Here is a 23,541-nt window from a genome sequence, read left to right on the forward strand (position 1 = left end):
CCTTATTTTTTAGTCATTTATAACCTGGTGAAGAGTTTTTCTTACAGCTCCGGGTCCTTCAATAAGAGATTTAAAATATGTAATTACTCTGTCAAGAAGTCCGGCTTTTTCAAGATCAACACCGAATATTGTTTCGTCCTTAAGAAGTGGAAGAACTTTCGCCTTAATCTCAACTTCGCTAAGAGATGAACCAAGAGAAATCTCTTTGACATATTCCTGTGATTTTGCAAGAAGTGGATCAGGGCTTGGCTCAAAACTATTGCCGTTATCATCAACCCCCATCAGATATCTAAGCCATCCTGCAAAAACAAGTGGAATGCACTTAAGGTCAGCAACATTGAGGCTGTCTGATTTCATATATGCCTTAATTGTCTCACCGAATCTGATTGGAAGCTTCTGTGATGTATCGCAGGCAATTCTCTGTGGTGTATCAGGCATGAACTTATTAGGAATTCTTACATTTACTACTGTGTCAATAAATTCCTGAGGCTTGATTACTCCGGGATCTGTAACAACGGGAAGTCCTTCTACATATCCTACCTGTTTAACCAGTTTTACAAGATCCTCATCCTTCATCTCTTCTGATATCTTGTCATATCCAAGAATGCATCCATATACTGCAAGTGAAGTGTGAAGCGGATTAAGACAGGTGCAAACTTTCATTCTCTCGACCTTGTCAACAGTTTCTTTTTCTGTAAATATAACTCCAACTTTTTCAAGAGCAGGTCTTCCATTAGGGAATGTATCTTCTATTACAAGATATTCACTCTCTTCGGCATTTACAAAAGGTGCAACCCATGTGTTTTTGCTTGTTACAACTGCTTCAAGGCCTTCTACTCCGTCATTTTTAAGGATTTCATTAACAGAATCATCAGGTCTTGGTGTGATCTTATCAATCATGGACCATGGGAAAGATACTTTGCTGTCATCTTCCACATAGCTCAAGAATTCTTTATCTGCCTTGCCATTATCTGTCCAGTTCTTTGCAAAAGCATGTATTGCAGCATATAACTTATCTCCATTATGAGAACAGTTATCAGTGCTGACCATGGCAATAGGCTTCTTTCCTGATAAAAATCTCTCATAGAGAAGAGCTGCAACTTTTCCAATATAGCTCTGAGGTTTTTCAGGACCATTTTCAAAATCAGCTGCAACGCTTGAAAGTGTCTCGCCTGCTGCATTTGTAAGGCAGTAGCCCTTTTCTGTTATTGTAAATGTGGCCATTTTAAGAGAATCGGCTCTAAAGATCTCTTTTAATCTGCCAAATTCTTTATCATTTCCCGAATCAAGAATGCATGATTCTGCGATACTCTCAATTACAGTCTTATCTACGCTTCCATCAGCTTTTAATGTTACAAGAATAGAAAGATTGTCATGAGGTCTGTACATTTTTTCGATTATCTCATAATCAAATCCCTCAACTACAGTGATTCCCTTTGAACCATAGTTATTTTCAAGCATTCTCTGAACAAGATTTGCCTGAAAAGCTCTGAAAATGTTACCTGCGCCAAAGTGTACCCACTCAGGAGAAGCAACAGTCTCTGCTATCATTTTTTCTCTGTCAAATGAAGGTAAAATAAAGCCTTTTTCTTTCCAAGAACTATCATTGCTTACGCTAGAAATATCTAATTTCACTTTTTTATTCTCCAATTTGTATTTATTCTAAAAAACTACGGAAATATGCGTTTAATGCGGTTTTGTGCATCAATGAATGAGTAAACAAACAGCCATTCATTATAAACTTTCCAATAATCCGCAAGATCAGATTCCGCGCTGGTGTGACTTCTCGATTGCTTCCCAAAGTCCATTAATATAAGTTGCTCCAAGTGCTCTGTCATAGAGACCGTAACCAGGCATAGCAACTTCACCCCAGATCATTCTTCCGTGGTCGGGGCGGATAGGTCCGTCAAAACCTGTCTCATAAAGAGCCTTAACTATCTCATACATATCAAATGTTCCATCTGCTGAAAGATGAGCTGACTCTTCAAAGTTTGTAGGTGAAATGAACTTAAGGTTACGAACATGTGCAAAGTGAATTCTTCCCTCAAGTGCTCTGATCATATGAGGAAGGTCATTTTCAAGGCTTGTTCCATAAGAACCTGAGCAGAATGTTACACCGTTGTGAACATCATCTACAGCTTTCATAAGTTTAAGGATATTCTTTTCGTTGTTGATGATTCTTGGAAGGCCAAAAACAGACCATGCAGGATCATCGGGATGAATAGCCATCTTGATATCATATTTGTTACATACCGGCATGATAGCTTTAAGGAAATAAACAATATTTTCAAAGAGTTTATCTTCATCAACACCTTTATAAAGCTCGAAAAGTTCTTTTACATGAGCCATTCTTTCAGGTTCCCAACCTGGCATTACAGAGCCGTTGGTATCTGCTGAAATAGATTCAAACATTTTTGCAGGATCGATAGCATCAACAGCTTCCTGAGTATATGCAAGAACTGTTGAACCATCAGGGCGCTTTCTTGCAAGCTCTGTTCTGGTCCAGTCAAATACAGGCATGAAATTGTAGCACACCATGTGTATGTCTTCTTTACCAAGATTTTCAAGTGTCTTGATATAATTGTCGATATGCTTATCTCTGTCTGCAGTTGCTGCCTTGATTGCATCAGAAACATTGACTGATTCAATTCCGGCTACTTTAAGGCCCTCTGCCTCAACTTCTTTCTTGAGAGCCTGAATTTCACTCTGCTCCCAAAGCTCACCGGCCTGTTTATTGTAAAGAGTAGTGATTACTCCATGAACTCCGGGAACCTGTCTGATCTGCCAAAGCTTGACAGTATCATAGTTTGTGCCATACCAGCGAAGTGTCATTTCCATAATAAAAAATACCTCCAAATAATTACTTTGATACTAATAGCATAATTATTTGGAGGCATATATTGAATAGAATTAGTTGTTGCCAAGTTTGCAAAAGTTGTTGTTATATTTTTACCTGTCTTCGAATTTCACACGCATTATTCCCTCATAGATCTTAATAAAGGCTATGGAAGCTTCTCTTGCGAATTCTCCCTCTTCCTCATTAAATCCATGTTCTGCGCCTTCAATTTCTTTCAAAGTCGCATGACCATAGTTTGCTGCAGCAGTTCTCGAATATTCTATGGGAACAATCGGATCTTTGTCTCCATGAAGAATAAGCACAGGTTTGTTAAAACCGGTCTGAAGATCTTCCACATCTATGTCCTGGGCAACTGCATCATAATCCTTTGACAGTTCAAATCCCATTGCTTCAGATTGGCCGTTCTTGATGCGTGATCTGGCATCATCGGGAATAACAAAGGCCGGATACCATAATATAAGTCCCTTTACGTCTTCCTGATAGGCTCTTCCTACTATTGCCGAAACAAAACCTCCCTGACTTTCACCCTGCAGATATATGCTGCTTGTGTCAACATAGGAAAGAGTTGCAACTTTTTCCATGACTTTAACAAGGTCACTGGCCTCAGTCATTACAGTCATGTCTTTCATGGAACCATCACTTGTAGATTCTGCTCCACCTCCGCAAAAATCAAAGAATGCACATACGATTCCGTGCTGCGCATATGCAGGTCCATGGTGCATCAGCGCATGGTAGTTTGAGCCAAATCCATGGGAAAAAATCACTACAGGAAACTGTCCCTCCGCTTTCGGTCTATAAATAAGTCCTCTTATCATCCTGCCGCTTTCATGCAGTACATCAAGCTTTTCTGTAACAGCCTCGTACAATTTAATACCGTCCATTAGCCTTGCCCCCTTTTATACTTTTTCTTTAATCTATCTGAAGCTTTTTAAATATTCCTTATGTTCCTCTGAAACCCTGAAACTCTCAACAGCTTTCTGAATAGCTTTTCGGTGAACCCATTCATCGAGCCTTCGATTTTCTATATAAGGAACACTTTCATCATATTTTTTTGCAAGAGCAGTAGCAAAAAACCATGCCACCATCATTTTAAGGTAATAGTCTTCTCCGCTCTTTGATGCAACTATTTCCAGGTATTCATCTTTAAAGTCGTCGCCCAAAAACTCATTCATCAGCATTCGTATACCGAAGCGGGCTGTATATACATGCTCGGATTCAATCCACTTCTTTATGTAGGGAAGAAGCTTTTCATGATTCTTTTTAAAAGCTTTGGGTGTAGCCTGATCAGATACAGGCCAGCAGTCAACATAGGGTAAAAATGTCTCGACTGCCTGAATGCACTCATCAAAATCCTTTATCAACGAAATCATAAAAAAGTGAACAAGATTTTCTTCATAATATTTATGTGGAAGATTGCTTAAAAATGCATCGCTGTCCTTGCCTGCAAACTCTTCTTTGGCAATTCTTCTCATATCCGGCGTTCTAACACCGATAATGATATCAGGTGATATGTTCGGAACCAGTTTAGCCTGAAAATCTCTGTATTTATCATCCTTACATTCAATCAGTTTTTCAAATACGCTCATGCTATGCTCCATTTATAGTGCATTTTATGGGAAAAGATACATAATACATTACAACATTTCTACTGATGATTATTTTTTCAATATGTAAAATTTCGTCACAAAATAATTATAAGCAAAAAGACGTTATTACGCCATATCATATGTTCTATAGTAAATGTCTTTTGGCAAATGATAATGTCGTTAATCATTATAAGTTTACTTCCAATAGCAATATCTGTCAGATTCTCACTAATATATGATAGGCACAAAATTACAAAAAAATATACACTATTCTCTTGAATAATCTTATAGGAGGCGCATGTAATCCATATTACTGTCATAGAATAATTGCAGTAATACCATGCAAAACAATGAAAAATAAATTACTGATCACTTTATGTGTATTGACTCTGACTCTTGCAGGATGCGGTAATTCTACAGCAAATGACACAACAACTGCTAATCAGTCAGAGACTCAGGCTTTAGCTGAAGCATCAACTACAGAAGAAATCTCATCAGCAATTGCAGAAGCCATTGAACAGGAAACTTCTTATACAGAAGATGCTATCAGCAGTGAAGAAGCTGAAAAAGAAGCCGCAGATTCAGAAAGTTCATCCTCAGAAAAACCTCAGGAAGCTTCAGCTGAAATTGGCGATAAAGTACTTCCTAAGTACACCGTAATGCGTTCGGATGAGGGTTGCGGAACAGTTGAACACATCACCTATCCATCCCATGATTACGCTAATGATGGCAGTGAGATCACCAAAGAAGCCAATGTCTATCTCCCTGCAGGTTATAGCAGCGACAAAAAATATAACGTTATGATTCTTTTGCACGGAATTGGCGGAAATGAAAATGAATGGGGACTTAATAAGAGTAATTCCAGAGTAAAAGCCCTGATGGATAACCTGGCTTACTATGGCGACATTGAGCCGTTTATAGTTGTTACTCCTAATGGCAGAGCCTGCAAGATTGGCGGCGAGGGCGGTTCAGGAAACAACGCTTTTTATCTTTTTGGAAAAGAACTTAGAAACGACCTTATTCCATATATTGATTCCCACTACAGCACCTATGCGGATTACAGTGAAGGATATGACCTTTCTGAAGCGAGAGCACACAGAGCTATAGCAGGGCTTTCAATGGGTGGAATGCAGACTATTAACATCGGACTTGGTGAATGTGTAGATATGTTCAGCTATTTTGGTGCATTTTCTGCCGCTCCTTCAAGCAACGCTGCAGCCAAAACAGCCTCAATATTACAGGATAATACCTATCCTATTTACTATTTCTACAATATCTGCGGACTTCAGGACAAAACCGCTTATTCAAGCGCAGCTGCAGCCGCCAAGACATTGCCATCCCTGTGTGATCAGTTTGTAGATGGCGAAAACTTCATGTGGCAGGAACTTGACGGAGGTCATGACTTCCACATCTGGTATCTTGGCTTCTACAATTTTGCGCAGATGGTTTTTAAAAATGCAGAATAATTAGTTTTTTACTTAATGATCTTCATTCCCATTGTAAACGCGAATGGATAGACAAACTTTCGTTGTTCGCCGCCATCAAATTCAACCATAAATTTGGTCGGCATTTCATCGTCATCATAATCAACATCAATTATAGTTCCCGCCCCATATCGGTCTTGGCTGACTCTTTCGCCAATGACCAGTTGCGGCGGGATTTTTGCTTTTACTCCGGCGTTTTCGGGCTTCTTTTTCTTAAGAAGAGGTGTTGCTGTCTTAGTGGTTACTTTTTTCTTTTCAGTCACCTTATCGTTGTCTTTCCCGGTGAGTTCTTTTACAAAGATAGAGGCCTTGTCTGCATATTTAAAAATGGTCAGCTTTTCCTTGGCTCTTGTTATTCCAACATAAAAGATTCTTCTCTCTTCTTCAAAGTCTCTAAGCTCCTGTTTGTCTGCTTTATCATTCTTTTTAATGACTTTGCTTGGAAAAACTCCATTTATAACATCCATGAGTATAACTGAGTCATACTCCAGCCCTTTGCTTGAATGAATCGTTGAAAGAATAAACTTTGAATTATAATCCGGAGCTTTTTCGGTGAGCAAAATCCTTAATTCATCCAGCCTTGCAAGAAACGAAGCTATATCGCTTTCATTCTTGGCAAGCATTTTTAAGATAAAAATCTTGTTTGTATCTATATTGTTGGTCTTAAGATAATCCCCGTATCCCATGTAGTTTTCAAGTCTGTTTATAGCCTTTAAAGGGGTCTCTGAAGCCATATTTTTAAAATGTGTTCTTAGGGACCTGCAATTCCCCAAAACTCTTGAACTTAATTCTATTTTTTCTGCTGCATCCAATATTCCTGAATGATCTTTGTCCGCAAAATAGCACATAGCTTCGGCATCAGGTTTTCTTAAAAACGCCTGAAACTTAAAATATATCTTCATAAATAGCTCAGGGTCAGATGGACTTAGCGAAAATTTCAACATATTTGTTATATCTACAACCACCCTGTGGGTAAAAAAAGCCATATCTGCGTTCTTTATTCTATAAGAAACGCCTTCTCTCTCAAGAATATCCACAAGCGGCAATATGCTCTCATTATCTCTGTATAAAACAGCTGTCTGTTTTTGAATATCAGATGCTATTTTAAAAAGATAGGAATACTGTGCCTCACGACTAGATAATGAAACAATACTTACATCGCTCATTGGCTCTCTCGTCGCACACATGTGCTTTTTGTGCCTGCTCTGATTGTGTTGGATAAAAAGATCCGCTGCCTCTACAATTCTTGCATTTGATCTATAGTTTTGATCCATTACAAGAACTTTTGCTCCGGGATGATCTTTTTCAAAGTTTAAAAGCGCATCCGGATAAGCTGCTCTAAAGCCGTAAATACTCTGATCTTCATCTCCAACCATGAAAAGATTGCCGGTTCTGCCTGCTAAAATTGATATTATCATGTGCTGAATCTTTGACGTATCCTGAGCCTCATCGACGCAGATATATCTGTATTCATTCTTATAATAAGAAAGAAGTTCTTTTGACCCCTTGAGCATTCTATATGCATAGATCATCTGATCATCATAATCCATAAGCGAGCGTTCTTTAAGTCCACTATTGTATGCAGAATAAATTTTATATAGATCTATGCCCTCATCTTTGCCTACCTGCTTTATTTCATTTTCATTCAGGCACATATTTTTGCAATAGGTTATGAGTGTTCGGATGCTCTTAATATCACTCTCTGTAGGATATTCCCCGACAACCTTCAAATATATATCTGTTAAAAGCTTTCCTGTGATTCTTTCGTCAGTCACAAGTTCAAAAGAGCTTTTACCAATAATCCTGCCGTAATGAGCTATTATCTTGGCGCAAATACCGTTTATAGTTCTAAATTCCAGTCTTCCTGCAAGCTCTTCTCCAAACAGCTTTGTAAATCTTTCTGCCATATCCTTCGTAGCAGCTACAGTATAGGTCAGGGTAAGTATGTTTTCAGGTGCGATTCCTTTACAGTAAAGCATATATCCAAGCCTGTTTACCAATACTGTAGTTTTACCGCTTCCCGGAACTGCCAGCAAAAGCACAGGCCCTTCTATGGTTTTTACAGCATCTAACTGATTGCTATTAAGATTTATGCAGTATCTATTCAAAAATTCTGATTCGTTCATTGAAAATAAATCACTCTTTCATAGATTTTATTTTGTATAAATTAAATTCACCCTATATTAACATAACTACAATGATATAGGAATAAAAAACGTGGGACCACATTTTCATGTAAATCCCACGCTTTCTCAATACCTTTCATTATTACTTAATTTCATCTGTAGTTCCATCTTTTTTTACTACTTCAAGTCTGCATCCAAGTCCGAATGCTGCAACAGATCCGGCAATCAATGCCCAAGGAGCAGCTGCAAGTCCAAGTAATCCGCCGACGATTCCAACATTAACAGGAACACTGAAAACAACTTCATCGCCCTTTTTGATCTGAACTCTGTCAGCGTTTCCTTCTTCAACTTTCTTTTTAAGCTTATCAATCAATTCCTTGATGTCATCGCCTATATCCTTTGTATCCGGCTGTATAAGCTTGATTGCTGCATCAGCATCTCCATCAGTCTTAATGAGTGCTTCCTTTGCAGTCTTGTAATCAACTCCTGTCTGATCCATTACCTTTTCAACAGCTTCTAATGAAAAATTCATACTCAAGTCTCCTTTCCCAAGTAACTTTTTAATTGTTTATTGGTTTCATTTATAGTGATCAACTTTTTTAGTTGTATGAACTAATTATAAATCCATTATATTCACGGGTATATTCTCTTTGCAGCAAAAAGAAAAACGCTATTTTGCAAAATGTGGAAATATAGAAGCTTTCTGTCATTTTAAGCAGTTTTCCTTAGAAAAACAGGAAAAATCTAAATAACAGTGAAAGAATCTGAAGTATAATAAAAAATCTGAAAATCTTCCCAAGAATCGAAAATCCATATACAGGTGTTCTATTCCATCCGGTCCAGTTATTCCATGTATTCCAATTATCCTCAGGGCTGTTGTTACTTCTAAAGCCGCCTGTGCTCCACTCCCAATATGTTCCTGCATTTTCAAAAGGATTTTCTTCCTTTTGGGCATATGTAGGTTGTTCAGTATAGGTATAGGTTTGTCTGTATCTCTCAGCTCCGGGTCTTGTAAGAATATCATAGGCTGCATTTATTTCGTTCATTCTCTCTGCAGCGCTTGCATCACCCGGATTAAGATCAGGATGATATTTCTTGGCAAGACGCCTATGGGCTTTTTTAATTTCTTCTTCCGAAGCTCCGGGATTGACTCCAAGAACTTTGTATGGGTCCATCATCATAAGTACTTCCTCCGGCCTGGTCAGGTCTTCTTAATGAAACGCTCGCCACATTTCGGACACCTTATCTCTATACGTCCCTTCCCTTTTGGAACTCGTATCTGCTGATGGCATCCCTTGCAGATGTAATATCTGCTTGTTGCCCTGTCTCTCCACTGTAATACTGCCAGTTTCATATATTTTCTTGGCATTTCCGTCATGCTCATAAACTTCTGATTTTCTGCATATCTCTTAGATATATTTTTGGAAAAAATTCTGAAACATGCATACCCTAAAAGAGCTACCCATAAAAAATATATTACAGCATTCTGCGCAAACAGATTGATGACCAAAAGGACAAAAGCAGTCATATAACTTGTTCTTGCCATATTATCGAATCCGTTTCTCCCATATAAAACCTGCGCCATCCTGCTCTGCAGCAGATATCCAAATTGTCTCATTTTATCCATGGTATTACCTCCGTTCTATCACAAATCATAAACCAGAAACCTTAAAAGAACTTTAATCTTTCCGGTTTTCTAAATAATCAAGTACACTCATCATAGTTGAAAATGCCAACTTGTACTCTTCTTCACCAAGGCTTTTATACTTTTCAGCCGTTTTTTCCATCAGGCTGATAGCATTTGTCCAGTCAACATCTGTCATTTCACTATTCTTCTTATCAAGTGTCTTTGAAAAGGTCCAAAGATCATTACATACATTATAAAAGAGTTTCTGTTGATCCATAGCAGTTACCTTTACTCATCAGATTTAAACAACATTATTTAATCCAATAGTTCAAATTCTTGTGAATTCTCAGTTGCACTGTCAAAACCAACGAATACACTAAACTTGCCAGGCTCACTGTCATAAATGTTTGCTGCTGTCCAGAATTTTAACATATCATCAGTTATTGCAAAAGAAATTTCAGCTGATTCGCCTGGCTTAAGCGTTATTTTCTTAAAGCCCTTTAATTCTTTTATTGGACGAACTGTACTTCCTACCATGTCGCGAATATAAAGCTGTACAGTCTGTGTAGCGCATTTATCACCAACGTTGCTTACTTTTACAGTTGCTGTAATCTTATCATCAGGATTGCTCTTTGTAAGTTTTTCTTTATCAAGTACAACCTCAGATATTTCAAAATCAGAGTAAGTAAGACCATAGCCAAATGGATATCTTGCCTCATTAGGGCAGTCTAGATATCTTGTTGTAAAAATAGTATCGCCCTCTACAGGCTTAGGTCTTCCGGTATTAAATCTATTATAATAAAGCGGCTCCTGTCCTACATACCAGGGGAAACTCATTGGGAGCTTACCTTGAGGAGAAACCTTTCCTGTTACAACATCGCATATTCCATGCCCACTTTCAGTTCCCGGTCTCCAGCATATAAGTACAGCATCTGATTTATCTGCGATTTCATTGAGTTCAAGTGGTCTTCCTGTAAAGATAAGTGTTATAAGCTTCTTGCCCTTTGCGCAAATCTCATTAAACAGGCGAAGCTGAACTTCCGGAAGAGTTATCCTTGTCTTACTTGTAGACTCTCCTGATTGAAATGCACTCTCACCAAGACAAAGAACAACGGTATCTGCCGAATTTGCAATCTCAAGCGCTTCTGCAAGGAGTCTGTCATTATCCTCATCAAAAGTATCGGAATGATATGTGGTAAATCCAAGGTCTGAATCATTATCAAGCAGCGTACAGCCTGCAGAATACTTTATTTTTGTGTCGGTTTCCTTAAATGCTTCTTCAAACGCTGTTCTGAGCGTAACATTCTTGTCCGCATCACAGGTTATTGCCCATGAACTCTGTGTATTCTTTTCATCTACATATGGTCCGATGAGCGCAATACTCTTACTATTAAGAGGAAGTGCATTGTTTCTGTTTTCAAGAAGTACCAATGATTTTCTTACTGCATCTAAAGCAAGTTCTCTACTTTCAGGTGAAAAACTTACTTCTTTATATCTTTCAGCTGAAGCGCCATGATATGGGTCCTCGAAAAGTCCAAGGTCATTTTTGAGTTCCAAAACTCTCAGAACGGCTTCGTCCAACAGTTCTTCTTTTACATTACCTTCTTTTATCAGAGAATCAAGGTAATCACTATAACTGTCAGCGCACATGTCAATATCGACACCGGCGTCCATAGCAAGCTTGGCTGCATCTTTTAAATCTTCTGCAAAGCCCCAGTCAACCATTTCTCCAATTGCACCCCAGTCTGATATAAGCACGCCGTTAAAGCCCATTTCTTTTCTCAGGATATCGCGCATGAGCCACTTATTACCGGATGAAGGTATGCCGTTTAAGGGGTTAAAAGATGTCATAACAAGGCGAGCCCCTTCACTTATTGGGCGTCTGTATCCATGAAGATACTGGTCTCTTAGCGTATGTTCTGACAATTCGCAATTATTGTAATCTCTTCCAGCCTCAGCTGCGCCATAAGCTGCAAAATGCTTAACACACGCTGCCACATGATCTTTGTCCGCAATGGAATCGCCCTGATATCCCTTTACCATTGCAGCAGCCATGAGCCCGTTAAGATAAGGATCTTCTCCTGTTGATTCAACAACTCTGCCCCATCTGGCATCTCTTACAAGATCAGCCATCGGAGAAAAAGTAACCTGAACACCATCTGCAGAAGCTTCTTTTGCCTGAACTTCAGCAGCTTTCCTTGATATTTCCGGATCAAATGTTGCTCCCTGCGCTAGTGGACAGGGAAAAACGGTGTCATGACCATGAATAACATCAAGCATAAATAAAAGCGGTATATGATGCGGATGTTTTTGCATGTAGTCCTTCTGTATTGCAATTATTTTATCAGCGCCGTGAAGTCCTAATACGCTTCCTGCCAAATATTTGGACTTCTCAGCTTTTTCCATATCAGCAAGGCCAGTAACCGCAGCAGATTCTTCATAGGTCTGCCCCGGAACCTGTACAAGCTGCATTATTTTTTCTTCTAATGACATATCAGATAAAAGTGCCAGTAAATCTTCTCTTTTCATAAAAACCTCATCAAATAATCAAATTATGTTTTCTTGATACATCATATCCTATCATTACCAATATTTCTATATAAAAAAGAGTTTTGCTTGCGAAAGTATCGCGCCGAGTGTGGATGTATTTATATTCAATAAAAAATGCCCCCAGCCACTATATGAGTGACTGGGGGCAAAACACATTTAGCCTTCTATAGCTATAAGGTTCTTCTCAGGAATCTTTTCCATTGCTTTCTTAGGGACAGTCAATGTGAGTACGCCATGCCTATAGGTTGCTTCAACATCCTCTTTCTGAACATTCTCTCCTATGTAGAAGCTCCTTGTCATAGAACCTGCATACCTCTCCTGCCTGATAAGCTTACCCTTCTTGTCATTCTCATCCTTGTCAAGCCCCTTGGCAGCATTGATTGTCAGATATCCGTTGTCAAGTTCAACTGTTATCTCTTCCTTCTTGAATCCCGGAAGATCGATTGATACTTCATAATTGTTGTCCTTCTCCCTGATGTCGGTCTTCATCATCCTGCTCGCATGTCTGCCGTAAAGCTTGCGTTCCATGTTGTCAAAGTCCTTCATGTATGGGAATCCAAACAGATCATCCATAAAGTTCTCTTCAAAAATACTAGGTGTTAACATAATGTGTACCTCCTTTGCACAAAAACAATTGATAAAGTTAACTGTTATTGAGCATTGGGACGGAGGGTTCGGATCTAGGAACCTTAAGTTCTATTGGTCTTCTCTGTTCCTTTGTTCTATCTATGGTATAACACAAATTAGCACTCATGTCAATAGAGTGCTAACAACATTTTTAAGTTTCTTTTTAAGTTGCACAAAAAAGCCGCTAATCCTGATAAGCGGCTTTTTGTAATAATATGCATTTTATTATTTGTTTAATGAATTATAAATTAAGAATGATGTTCATTTAACCACTTCCTGGTAATTTATGATCTCTGCCTCTGAATAATCCTTGAAGAATTCCTGAAGCTTTGTATCATCTGAAACCTGCTCGTAACCTTTGCCTGCCTCTGTTCCATAAAAGTACTTTGAATTGCCTGCTTCATCATATTCCTCATAAGCTGTTATCAACTCTGAAAGCTTTCCGTCTTTTACTTCATATTTAGTTACAAAATGATGACCTGCTACCAGAAGCTTTCCATCCTTGATTGCCAGAGGATTTGCTGTGCCCTGGGACTGAACTTGTCCAAGGAATATTATTTTTCCATCTTTGTCATAGCAAAAAGCAGAAGAATCAATAGCTGCCTGATTGCCATCCAGATTGTCATAGCTGCCGCTTGCAACAAGAAGCACATCAGTTTCATCAATTGTCACATTGGCATATGCCATCCCCGGATAAAGGCTGTCAACAATCTGGGTAAAAGTATCATATTTAGACATATCAGCCTTTGAAAAATCAATTCCAGCCACGTACGCTAATGGAGTGTATTCCAAAGTCATCTTTCCCTCTTTTACCCTATCCATTGCAGCATTAAAATCATCCTCAGTCATAGCTTCCCATTTCATGTCATTATATGCAGTAAACCAAGGACTCTCGGCGTTTTCATTCGCGTCATATTTATACGCAACCTGGCAGAAGAGCTCAGTATCATTAGGTGTAAGAGTAGAAATGATATATCCGTTTTCAGCAGCTCCACCTGAATACTCATTTAAAATCGCATAATTAGCGTAACCATAGTATCTGTTTCTTGCTGTTCCGCTTACAACATGAGTTGCCACTCTTTCAACCATAGTGTAAATGTCATAAACAGCTCCATCAAGCTCGCCGCCTGATATGTCACCAATAAAAAGATCATCTATTCCGTCGGTATTGATATCAACATACGCATAGCCGATGTTTTCAAATGGCTTATCTGAGTTTGAAACAATAACTGCTATTTCAGGACTCATGCCCTCTTCTTCTAATTTAGATGCATCCCAGCCTTCATTGATTGCTGTCACATACTTATCAAGAACAGTAAAATACAGGTCCTCACCCTTTGTTCCAGCCTTATATGAAAACATATTCTGGCCAACACCCTGGATATTCGCGATTATGCTGTCAGAAGAATCATAAATCTTTTTATAACTCTCAGGCATATCAGGTTCATTATAATCCCACTGGATTTCAGAAGCATACCCTTTTCCGACATTGTAAATCTTGCCATCTGAGGCAAATATCTCGCCCTGCTTAACGTACATGCCCCCCGCATATACTGTGCAGTCCGGTGATACGCCGATAGAAAAAACAAATCCCGGAAAGCCTGAATCTACCACAGCCTTGTCATAAATCTCAATCCTATCGTCGACGATATTGGCATAAGTTGTTCCCTTTAGTTCATCAGGAATAGTAACAGTAATAAGGTCTGTAGAAATAATATCATCTGTTATATAATTATTATCTGCAGTCTCATTTACTGATACATCGCTCTCTTGAACCTGTTCGGCAACAGATTCCTCCTCGCTTGCAGTTTCCGCTGGGATTTCCGTAACTTCTGCCTGCTCTCCACACGCTGTCAAGAGTAATGTAATACCAATTACTGATGTTAATAATTTCTTCTTCATTGTTCCCTCCTCATAAGAACCCAATCGCAAGTCTATTAACATTTTTAATTATAATTGCCTGTGTCCTACATATGTCCATCAAACGTTTAAGCTAATACATTTTTTTCTTAACAATAATAGAGACGGCTCTTTTTACGAACCGTCCATGTGCTATTATTAAGCTTTTAATGCTTTCTTATTCTGATACATTTCTTCGTCAGCACGCTCAAAAACAATCGAAACACTATCATCTCCATCAAATTTTGATGCACCGACAGCAATAACAATATCGCCATTTTCCTTATTTTTTAAATTATTCTGGTTAAAACTCTTTAAGATTGAATCAATGTTGGCATAGTCTTCGCCTTGAACAATAACTGCAAACTCATCGCCGCCAATCCTAAAAACAGGGCTATGCATGAAATAATGACATATTATCATGCATCCATCCCGGATGAACTTATCCCCAGCCTGGTGACCTAAGGTATCATTTACCTGCTTTAATCCGTTTATATCACATACAGCTACAGCAAACGGGGATACATTCTTTCGTTCAATCTGATAATTAAGTCGTTTCTCGGTATCAGCATAGGCATGTTTATTTTTGATACCGGTTAGCTCGTCGATGTTAGCCTTGTTTTCTGCCGCAAAGATATGTTTTTCATATTCCTGATCGCGTCTTACTCTTTCCTCTACATCTATGATACCGAAAATAAGCACATTTTTATCATCTTCTCTATTGATATTGGCACGGGTGATGACATGTCTTGGTTTTCCATTTATCATGAGCCTGTGATGATTTTCAAATAATCCTTTGGTTTCAATCTCATTAAGGACATTTTCCTTGGTAAATGCTGTAATAAACTGATCAACATCATCTTTATATATGCCCTGAGGAATTCTTTTTACAACTTCTTCAAAAAAGTTTTCGCCCGCTTCAGGCATACCCATGTCCGAAAGTACGTTAGTTGGATTGTACCTTACAAAACTGAAGGTATCCAGGTCAATTGTATAGATATAGAGAATGTCTCCGGTAAGAGCACCAATTCTAGAATAAACCTGTCGTTCTTCTTTAGCCAGATTCACCTCTTCTCTTGCTTTCATCTGCTCATTAACGTTATTAATACCAACGATGATATAGTTGCCCTCGCCACGGACTTTGACAGCTTTGATATTTACGTAAATAAGAGCACCACCAATATTTATTTTGGAAAAAGTTGAATAGATGCCCTTCTTACTGATTTCCTGCATTACTTTTTCTTTGGTGAAATCTTTTTGCAACTGCTTTTTTTCTTCTTTGGGAACATCAAAACCAAAACTTTCCCTGTAGATGTTAAAGAAATCAGTACCCTTGTTTGTTTCAGATATATCGCGGCTATCACCATCAGCAGCATATTCTGTATATTCCGCTGTATCCACATTAACAAAGTAAAGAGTAATGTAATCGGACGAAAGAGCTCTTGCCACATAGTTATAGGTAAGATTATCTACAGCTTTGTCATTTATTGCCAGTACAGCAGCTGCGACTGCAGAAGCACCTGTAACTTGATTATCAGCGATTTTTCTGATAAAAAGCTGAATACCACGCCCGTCAGACAGTCTATCATCTATAATCACACGCTTTCCATCTTTGGCGCATTTTCTAAGACAGTTAAAAGCATAATACCCCGGTCCTGGCTTTAACGATTCTAGCGGAATAACACTTTTTTCATAAATATTGAAATGATAATTAGAAAACAATTCCCTAAAACTTTTATTACCGCGGAGAAAGTATACATTCTGTTCATCAAATGAAAAGATAGCCATTGGCATAGTATCGAAGTAATTGTTCAAGGAAGCGTCATCACCTCTTGAGATGTTCAAATCATACAGATTCACTTTTCCTATCTTGTCATAGTATTCCATCTCAGCAGGATTCTCAAATCCAATCTGAGTGCCGGTATCATTTCTGTTAATAATGTCTGCCAAAGAAATAGGCTTTGTATAGTAATAGCCTTGTAGCTTCGTACAGCCAACTTCTTTCAGGAAATCTGCCTGTGCTTTGGTTTCAACGCCCTCTGCCACGGTATACATTCCAAGTGAAAGCGCAGTTTTGATAAGCTCAGTCAGGATAATCTGCCCTGCTGCATGTTTTTCTATCTGATCAACAAAAATCTTATCTATTTTCAGTAGATCAAATTTGATTTCAAGAAGAATCAGAAGGGATGAATGTCCGCTTCCATAATCGTCCATCCAGACCGTAATTCCTTCTTTTTGGAACCGATTTACCTGAGTCTTGAAAAATCCCATATCCGAAGAAATAATCTGCTCGGAAAGTTCCACAGATAGTTTATCGCGAGAAAGCCCGGAAGCGTCAATCCTTTTGGCTATTTCTTTTACCATGTCACAGCATTCAAAGTCTGATTTAGCCAGATTTACCGATTCGGGAACCACAAAAAGGCCGTGCTCCGCCTGCCCGACCATCTTTTTGAGGACTCTTTCAACAATGTATAGGTCAAGTTTATAGGTAAGTTTTTCTTTTTCTAAAACCGGAAGAAAATCTGCCGGAGTCAGAACACCCCATTCAGGGTCTTCCCATCTTGCAAATGCTTCCTCGTCTGAAACCCTGCCGCTTTCCGCACGAATGAGTGGTTGATGATAAGCCTTTATCCATTCCTCAGATATAGCTCTGTCAAGATTTTCGATGATGTACTTGTCTAGATCTTTTCTATTTGCTAATGTTTGAGTCAAAAATTTGTCTCCTATGAGTGTTAAGTAAATTATCTCTATTGCAACCCAAACGGTATTACGTCTATATTTTATCACATTTTATTTCGGGGGGGGGTACAGCATATGGCAAATCGGGAAAAATATCATAAAAATTTTATTATTGAACAAAGTTGTTTTGATAGTTTTTTCGACATAGTAAATGACTTTATATACGTTAAATGTATAACATTGTTAAATTCATTTTTTAAATTCCCTGTATATTGGGCAAAAATAAAAATGAATTACACTTTTTGGACCTAAAAAGTGTAATTCATTTTAAAACGTTCATTTTTTTCTCTAGAAATTCCTTCATGAATGCTTTACTGTATGATGTTATAATTAAGTATATCAATTAACGTTTATTCGAGAGGTGATGTAATGCGTTCACTGAGAACAAAACTAACTGTCACAATGCTCTGTGTGATATTTTCAGTTATTCTGGTTATAACACTACTAAGTGCGTTCTTCATACGCGCTACTGCAAGTCGTAAATCAGATCAGCTGCTTCTTATGCTGTGCGAAAATGGGCAGTATAGCCTGAATTACTATTTTGACAGTGTTCAGAGCTCGGTTAACGATATCACTTCCTTTGTGGAAAATGATTTGCAAGGGCTTGGGGATGAACAGCTTGAAGAACATATGAGAAATGCCCAGGAGTATTTTGATTTTGTTGTTTCTCATACGAATGGTGCTCTGACATATTATTACCGCATTGATCCTTCTGTTTCATCCAAAGTGAAAGGCTTTTGGTATACGAATCTTGATGGCATGGGATTTAGTGAACATGAAGTAACTGATATCACGCTCTATGATGTAAATGACACCTCAAAACTGGTATGGTTTACTGTACCTAAATTTGAAGGGAAATCCATCTGGCTATCTCCTTATGTCACAGATAACCTTGATATTAAGGTTATTTCTTATGATGCTCCCATTTACTACATGGGACAATTTATCGGGGTTGTAGGGATAGAAATTGATTATTCCGCAATGGCAAAAGAGGTTGACAGTATACGTTTCTACGATAACGGGTATGCTTTTCTAAGTGATGCGGAGGGAACACTTTTTTACCATCCATATATTGACGTTGCAAATCTCACATCGGATGCCAAGAAGCAAATGCCCTACAATAATAAAGCTGAAAGTTCTTCGGTCAGGTATGTCTATGATGGTATATTAAAAGAGGCAGTATGGCTTCCACTAAGTAATGGCATGTATCTTAACATAACAGTTCCCCTTAATGAAACTCAGGGCGAATGGCGCGGACTGATTGTGAATATTTCAATATGCGCCGTTATAGCGCTGGTAGCTTCAGGAATCTTTTTGGTTTTTTCCCTTGGATTAATTACCAAACCTCTTGAAGCACTTACCGAAGCTGCAGAGAAGGTAGACAAAGGTAACTTTGATGTTAACATAAGTTATAACAAAGATGATGAAATTGGAAGGCTTACCAAATCGTTCAAAAAACTATCCGGTAATATGAAAGCGCATATTACTGCCTTGAACGAGCAGGCATTTATCGATTCTCTTACTCATGTCAGAAATAAAGGAGCCTTCTTACTTGCTATAGAAGAGCTGCAGGAACAGATTAATAACGGCTCTATTGATCCAAATTTTGCCTTGGGTGAATTTGACTGTGACGGTCTGAAGCGCATCAACGATGAGTATGGGCATGATAAAGGCGACATATATTTACAAAGAGCTTGCCACGCAATCAGTGATGTGTTCAAGCGAAGCCCAGTATACAGAGTTGGTGGTGATGAATTCTTTATCATTCTGAAAAACGAAGATTTCCATAACCTGGAATTTCTCCTGGGGCGACTGGATATTGTCATTGATAATATAAATGCAACAGCCGAATCCCCTTGGGAACAAGTATCGCTGTCAAAAGGCTTTGCTATCTATGATCCTGCAGAAGATAATATTGTTCAAAAAATGATGCAGCGCGCAGATATGCTGATGTATGAAAATAAGCGCGAAAGAAAAATGTGCCGTGAAAACTGACAGTACAGAACACAGAAAAATGCATTCTTGAACATATAGTCCAAGAATGCATTTAAATAGGCTATCTGATTATTTACTCCATTTTTCATTCCAGATTTTCATTATCTTGTCATAATTCTTATACAAAATAACGATAGCGGATATGCCAATGGCAACGTTTACCAGAACTGCAAGAAGCAATGATAAAGTTATGCTTTCCTGCATCATTATACCATCCTGAAGAGTAATATCTGTTGTAAAGCAATAAAAATCCCAGAAACTGTGGACGATTATCGGTATCAAAATACTTCCTGAACATATAAAAAGCATCGCAAAATAAAGGCCCATAAACATTGTTGCAAATGCCTGTAATGCAATGACTGCCGGGGCTCCTCCGGCTCCGATATTTGCCAAATGTAATAGTCCAAAAACGACACAAGAAATACCAAGTGTTATTGCTACTTTCTTCTCAGACTTGATATAACCGAGGCCAATAGGAATCGTTGCAGACCTGAACATTGCTTCTTCGCCAAATCCGGCTGCAAGCCCCATGCATAGCTTGGTCAATGATGGAGCAAATCCAAACTCTTTAAAGATGATTGACATCACTAAAGAAACTAAAACATATACAAAAAACGGTATCAACAATCTGATCAATTCACCGGCTGAAGCATGAAGTTTTATTGCTCCTTTATATGCCGGAAGAAACCACAGCCTGACTAAAGCCAGAATAACAATGCCCATGAAAGCTGTAAACAGATAGTGTAATGCTCCATTTCCAAACAGAGACTCTCCTATACTATCTGTAATACCGGCTATCAAAAATGGAATAGCAATACCCAGTATTACAGCCAGGACCGGTATTTTCTCGCATATAGCATGAGGAATTCCCTTTTTCTTTTCCATATCAGACGTCTCCTTTCAAAGGCATGAGTAAAGATAATCGATATACAGATATTATGTTGACATATTTACATTATAAAGCATTCTGAGCATTTGTTCCATACACGATTTCGTAATACTGTCTTGATGTAATCTTATAAACCAGTATATACACACACAGAAACACAATGCTTACTGCCAGAATGGCCACAATAAATGTAAGTGTATCTACATAAAGTCATCCTCAACAAGTAGTACTTTTATGTCATTCTCCTATAGTTGTCAAAATCAGTGCTATTCCTGAAATGATCAGCATTATGATCACAATCTTTTTAACTATGCTGTCATTTATCTTCTTAGCGCTAAACATCCCGGCTCCAAGTCCAATCAGCATAAATGGCGCAAGCAAAAGAGCTCTCTTTAGCGCAGCCACGGTTATAATACCATAGATACTGTAAAGAATAATCCTGAAAGTATTCTCTATTATGAACACAGTACATATATTTGCCTTAAAAGCTTTCGAATCGTTAGTAGTTCTTCCTATGTATGCTCCAAGCAGTGCTCCTACGCCATATATTCCACAAAGAAATCCGGACAGTACGCCTATTACAGTAAAAAGAAGCTTCGACTGTTCTTTCTTTTTACCGGCTATTTCTCGAAAGAACATCTCCGCTCCAACTAGTATGACCAATACGCCGAATATCACTTTAACGACAGTAATATCTGCATTTTTAAGAAATACAACTCCTGCCAGGCTGCCAATTATTACCATGATTGCAAGCGGAATACATATTTTCCAATCTATGGATTTCCTCTCTTTCCAGCTTATTATCAGGTTAGTGGGATATCCAAGCACAAGTTCAACCGGCGATATATTAATATTTGCCGTGCCGAAGCTCAGAATTGACGTGAATACTAACGTATTTGCAAATCCACATAGTCCTTTTACATAAAAAGCGCATAAAGCAGCTATAATCCAAAAAATCATTTTGTTTTACTTAATTTCCTTTTTGCTTATTTCTTAAACCCTAATCGGATAGTCCAGAAACTATCATATCACTATTGTGCCAAGGTAAAACAGATGATATTTTTTAAAATAGTTTTTTATTAACACCTAGGAACTGTATAGAACAAAAAAGCTGGCAGACGCCAGCTTTTTTGCCTTGCAGTTACTATCATTTTTTTACATGGAAAGCATTCATTCCAGGATAAACAGCGCTATCACCTAGCTGTTCCTCAATTCTAAGAAGCTGATTATACTTTGCCACACGCTCAGAGCGACTTGGTGCTCCGGTTTTAATCTGGCATGTGTTAAGAGCAACTGCAAGATCTGCAATTGTAGTATCTGCTGTTTCTCCGGATCTGTGTGACGAAATTGCTGTGTAGCCTGCATTATGGGCCATCTTAATTGCTTCAAGTGTCTCAGATACAGATCCAATCTGATTAAGCTTTATGAGTATTGAGTTGCCTGCTCCAAGAGAAATTCCCTTGCTAAGACGTTCCGTATTCGTAACAAAAAGATCATCTCCAACGAGCTGTACTTTGTTGCCGATTTTTGCTGTCATTCTCTGCCAGCCTTCCCAGTCCTCTTCATCAAGTCCATCCTCTATTGAAATGATCGGATACTTATCTACAAGACTCTCCCAGTGAGCGATAAGTTCATCTGAAGTAAATTCTTTTCCTGATTTAGGCTGCTTGTAGAATCCTTTTCCTTTCTCACTCTTCCATTCAGAAGCAGCTGCATCCATAGCAATCATAAAGTCCTTACCAGGTTCGAAGCCTGCAGCCTTGATTGCTTCCAATATTTTTTCAATTGCTTCCTCATCACTCTTAAGCTGATTAGGAGCAAATCCACCCTCATCACCTACAGCAGTTACGTCTCCCATATCCTTAATAAGCTTCTTGAGGTTATGAAATACCTCTGCACACCAACGAAGTGCTTCCTTAAATGAAGGAGCTCCAACAGGCATAATCATAAACTCCTGTGTATCTACAGCACTGTCAGCATGTGCTCCACCATTTAGAATATTCATCATAGGAACCGGAAGTCTGTTCCCTGATACTCCCCCAAGAAATCTGTATAATGGAATACCAAGTGCCAATGATGCTGCTCTGGCAGTAGCTATTGAAACGGCAAGAATCGCATTTGCGCCAAGCTTCGATTTATCCTTAGTACCATCAGCCTTTATCATAGCTGCATCAACTGCATAGGTATCTGATGCATCAAGCCCAACAATCGCATCATTTATAACAGTATTGATATTCTCTACAGCTTTTGTGACACCTTTGCCTAAATATCTGGATTTATCACCATCTCTAAGCTCCAGAGCCTCGAACTCACCTGTCGAAGCGCCACTTGGTGCCGTGCCGGTAGCCACTGTTCCGTCTACAAGAGTAACCTCTGCCTCAACAGTAGGATTTCCTCTTGAATCCAGAATCTCTCTTCCTATAACTTTTTCAATTTCTAAGTATTCCATTTGATGGTCTCCTTTCCTCTTAAACACAGAATTCCTCTTTTCACAGCCGGTCATAGGCCCCGGTATGAAAAAGAGGAACTCACATGATTTACTCAACATGTTAGCATTTGCTAACATGGATAATTCTATTACTGTGCCTTTAAGGTGTCAACCGCTCTAAATGAGTATTTTTCTCACACAAGTATCACGAGAACACAATACACATCAAACAAAATAGTACCAGCCACAGTGAAAAAAGGTTCATAGTGACTGGTACGTAGCCTCTTGCATTTATGCATATGCCCGGTTACTTATCATTTGCAACATAAACTTACTTAAACCAAGAAAATATGGACCAATACACCGCCTTCGATTCCTTCGACAGTTGATGATAGATTTGCTTCCTCAAGATAAGAAAGTTCTTTACTATCAGTAATGATATGCGGAACAGCTTTTATTTGCCCATCTTTTCCAACCTGTCCGTTGTTTTCTACAAAGATTCTGCATTTGTTTCCGGCACTGTCCTGCCCCTCTAAGATATATCTGGCAGATAACAAAGTTTCTTTATCTGCAGTGTCCTTCTGGGTATCAACACCTCCCGGAAGAACATTGCCCTTAAATACGGGACAATCACAGGTGCCCCCAAACAGAATCATCCTGGCACTTTCGTTCTTTCCTTTTACTTCCAAACAATCTGTAATAGCAACTCTTATTGCAAGTACTTCTTCCATTTT

Annotated in this window: 19 protein-coding genes; 2 read left to right on the plus strand and 17 right to left on the minus strand. The window is 38.6% G+C overall.

Annotated features, from left to right (window positions below; translation table 11 throughout):
* Window positions 1–9: 9 nt before the first annotated feature.
* From BM086_RS11675 to BM086_RS11690, 4 genes are all read right to left on the minus strand, one after another.
* A complete protein-coding gene (locus tag BM086_RS11675) occupies window positions 10–1,635 on the minus strand; it encodes a mannitol dehydrogenase family protein (RefSeq protein ID WP_092326690.1) in 1,626 nt (541 codons plus the stop codon).
* Between the two features lie 126 nt (window positions 1,636–1,761).
* Entirely contained in the window at window positions 1,762–2,838 is a 1,077-nt protein-coding gene (gene uxuA / locus BM086_RS11680) for a mannonate dehydratase (protein ID WP_092326693.1), read from the minus strand.
* 111 nt (window positions 2,839–2,949) lie between these two features.
* Entirely contained in the window at window positions 2,950–3,738 is a 789-nt protein-coding gene (locus BM086_RS11685) for an alpha/beta hydrolase family protein (protein ID WP_092326696.1), read from the minus strand.
* Window positions 3,739–3,771: 33 nt separating this feature from the next.
* Window positions 3,772–4,443, minus strand: a complete 672-nt coding sequence (locus BM086_RS11690) for a DNA alkylation repair protein (protein WP_092326698.1) — start codon at window positions 4,441–4,443, stop codon at window positions 3,772–3,774.
* 350 nt (window positions 4,444–4,793) lie between these two features.
* Here BM086_RS11690 and BM086_RS11695 point away from each other — a divergent pair, with 350 nt between their 5' ends.
* Complete coding sequence (locus BM086_RS11695) at window positions 4,794–5,909, plus strand: alpha/beta hydrolase-fold protein (RefSeq protein WP_092326700.1); 1,116 nt, start codon at window positions 4,794–4,796, stop codon at window positions 5,907–5,909.
* 8 nt (window positions 5,910–5,917) lie between these two features.
* Here the strand turns inward: BM086_RS11695 and BM086_RS11700 are convergent, their stop codons facing one another.
* From BM086_RS11700 to BM086_RS11740, 9 genes are all read right to left on the minus strand, one after another.
* Complete coding sequence (locus BM086_RS11700; RefSeq protein WP_092326703.1) at window positions 5,918–8,053, minus strand: ATP-dependent helicase; 2,136 nt, start codon at window positions 8,051–8,053, stop codon at window positions 5,918–5,920.
* A 142-nt stretch (window positions 8,054–8,195) separates the two neighbouring features.
* Window positions 8,196–8,585: a DUF4342 domain-containing protein gene (locus tag BM086_RS11705; RefSeq protein ID WP_092326705.1), complete on the minus strand. Its 390-nt coding sequence runs from the start codon at window positions 8,583–8,585 to the stop codon at window positions 8,196–8,198.
* Between the two features lie 193 nt (window positions 8,586–8,778).
* Complete coding sequence (locus tag BM086_RS11710) at window positions 8,779–9,234, minus strand: J domain-containing protein (protein WP_092326708.1); 456 nt, start codon at window positions 9,232–9,234, stop codon at window positions 8,779–8,781.
* A 20-nt stretch (window positions 9,235–9,254) separates the two neighbouring features.
* Window positions 9,255–9,680: a hypothetical protein gene (locus BM086_RS11715; RefSeq protein ID WP_092326710.1), complete on the minus strand. Its 426-nt coding sequence runs from the start codon at window positions 9,678–9,680 to the stop codon at window positions 9,255–9,257.
* Between the two features lie 52 nt (window positions 9,681–9,732).
* Entirely contained in the window at window positions 9,733–9,957 is a 225-nt protein-coding gene (locus BM086_RS11720) for a hypothetical protein (protein WP_092326713.1), read from the minus strand.
* Between the two features lie 38 nt (window positions 9,958–9,995).
* Window positions 9,996–12,209, minus strand: a complete 2,214-nt coding sequence (bglX, locus tag BM086_RS11725) for a beta-glucosidase BglX (RefSeq protein ID WP_092326715.1) — start codon at window positions 12,207–12,209, stop codon at window positions 9,996–9,998.
* 177 nt (window positions 12,210–12,386) lie between these two features.
* Window positions 12,387–12,836 carry an Hsp20/alpha crystallin family protein gene (locus BM086_RS11730; protein ID WP_092326718.1) on the minus strand — a complete coding sequence of 150 codons (450 nt, stop codon included), beginning with the start codon at window positions 12,834–12,836 and terminating at the stop codon, window positions 12,387–12,389.
* 282 nt (window positions 12,837–13,118) lie between these two features.
* Window positions 13,119–14,759, minus strand: a complete 1,641-nt coding sequence (locus BM086_RS11735) for a hypothetical protein (RefSeq protein WP_092326720.1) — start codon at window positions 14,757–14,759, stop codon at window positions 13,119–13,121.
* 156 nt (window positions 14,760–14,915) lie between these two features.
* Window positions 14,916–17,468, minus strand: a complete 2,553-nt coding sequence (locus BM086_RS11740) for a bifunctional diguanylate cyclase/phosphodiesterase (protein ID WP_175560240.1) — start codon at window positions 17,466–17,468, stop codon at window positions 14,916–14,918.
* Window positions 17,469–17,864: 396 nt separating this feature from the next.
* Here BM086_RS11740 and BM086_RS11745 point away from each other — a divergent pair, with 396 nt between their 5' ends.
* Complete coding sequence (locus tag BM086_RS11745) at window positions 17,865–19,490, plus strand: diguanylate cyclase domain-containing protein (RefSeq protein WP_092326723.1); 1,626 nt, start codon at window positions 17,865–17,867, stop codon at window positions 19,488–19,490.
* Window positions 19,491–19,559: 69 nt separating this feature from the next.
* On the opposite strand, the gene BM086_RS11750 is transcribed toward BM086_RS11745, so the two are convergent.
* From BM086_RS11750 to BM086_RS11765, 4 genes are all read right to left on the minus strand, one after another.
* Entirely contained in the window at window positions 19,560–20,375 is an 816-nt protein-coding gene (locus tag BM086_RS11750) for a CPBP family intramembrane glutamic endopeptidase (RefSeq protein ID WP_092326726.1), read from the minus strand.
* 241 nt (window positions 20,376–20,616) lie between these two features.
* Window positions 20,617–21,339, minus strand: a complete 723-nt coding sequence (locus tag BM086_RS11755) for a sulfite exporter TauE/SafE family protein (RefSeq protein WP_175560241.1) — start codon at window positions 21,337–21,339, stop codon at window positions 20,617–20,619.
* A gap of 187 nt (window positions 21,340–21,526) precedes the next feature.
* Window positions 21,527–22,828: a phosphopyruvate hydratase gene (gene eno / locus BM086_RS11760; RefSeq protein ID WP_092326729.1), complete on the minus strand. Its 1,302-nt coding sequence runs from the start codon at window positions 22,826–22,828 to the stop codon at window positions 21,527–21,529.
* Window positions 22,829–23,142: 314 nt separating this feature from the next.
* Window positions 23,143–23,538: a DUF3237 family protein gene (locus BM086_RS11765; protein WP_092326732.1), complete on the minus strand. Its 396-nt coding sequence runs from the start codon at window positions 23,536–23,538 to the stop codon at window positions 23,143–23,145.
* Between the last annotated feature and the right edge of the window lie 3 nt (window positions 23,539–23,541).

Source organism: Butyrivibrio sp. YAB3001, from assembly GCF_900112195.1.
Classification (GTDB): domain Bacteria; phylum Bacillota; class Clostridia; order Lachnospirales; family Lachnospiraceae; genus Butyrivibrio.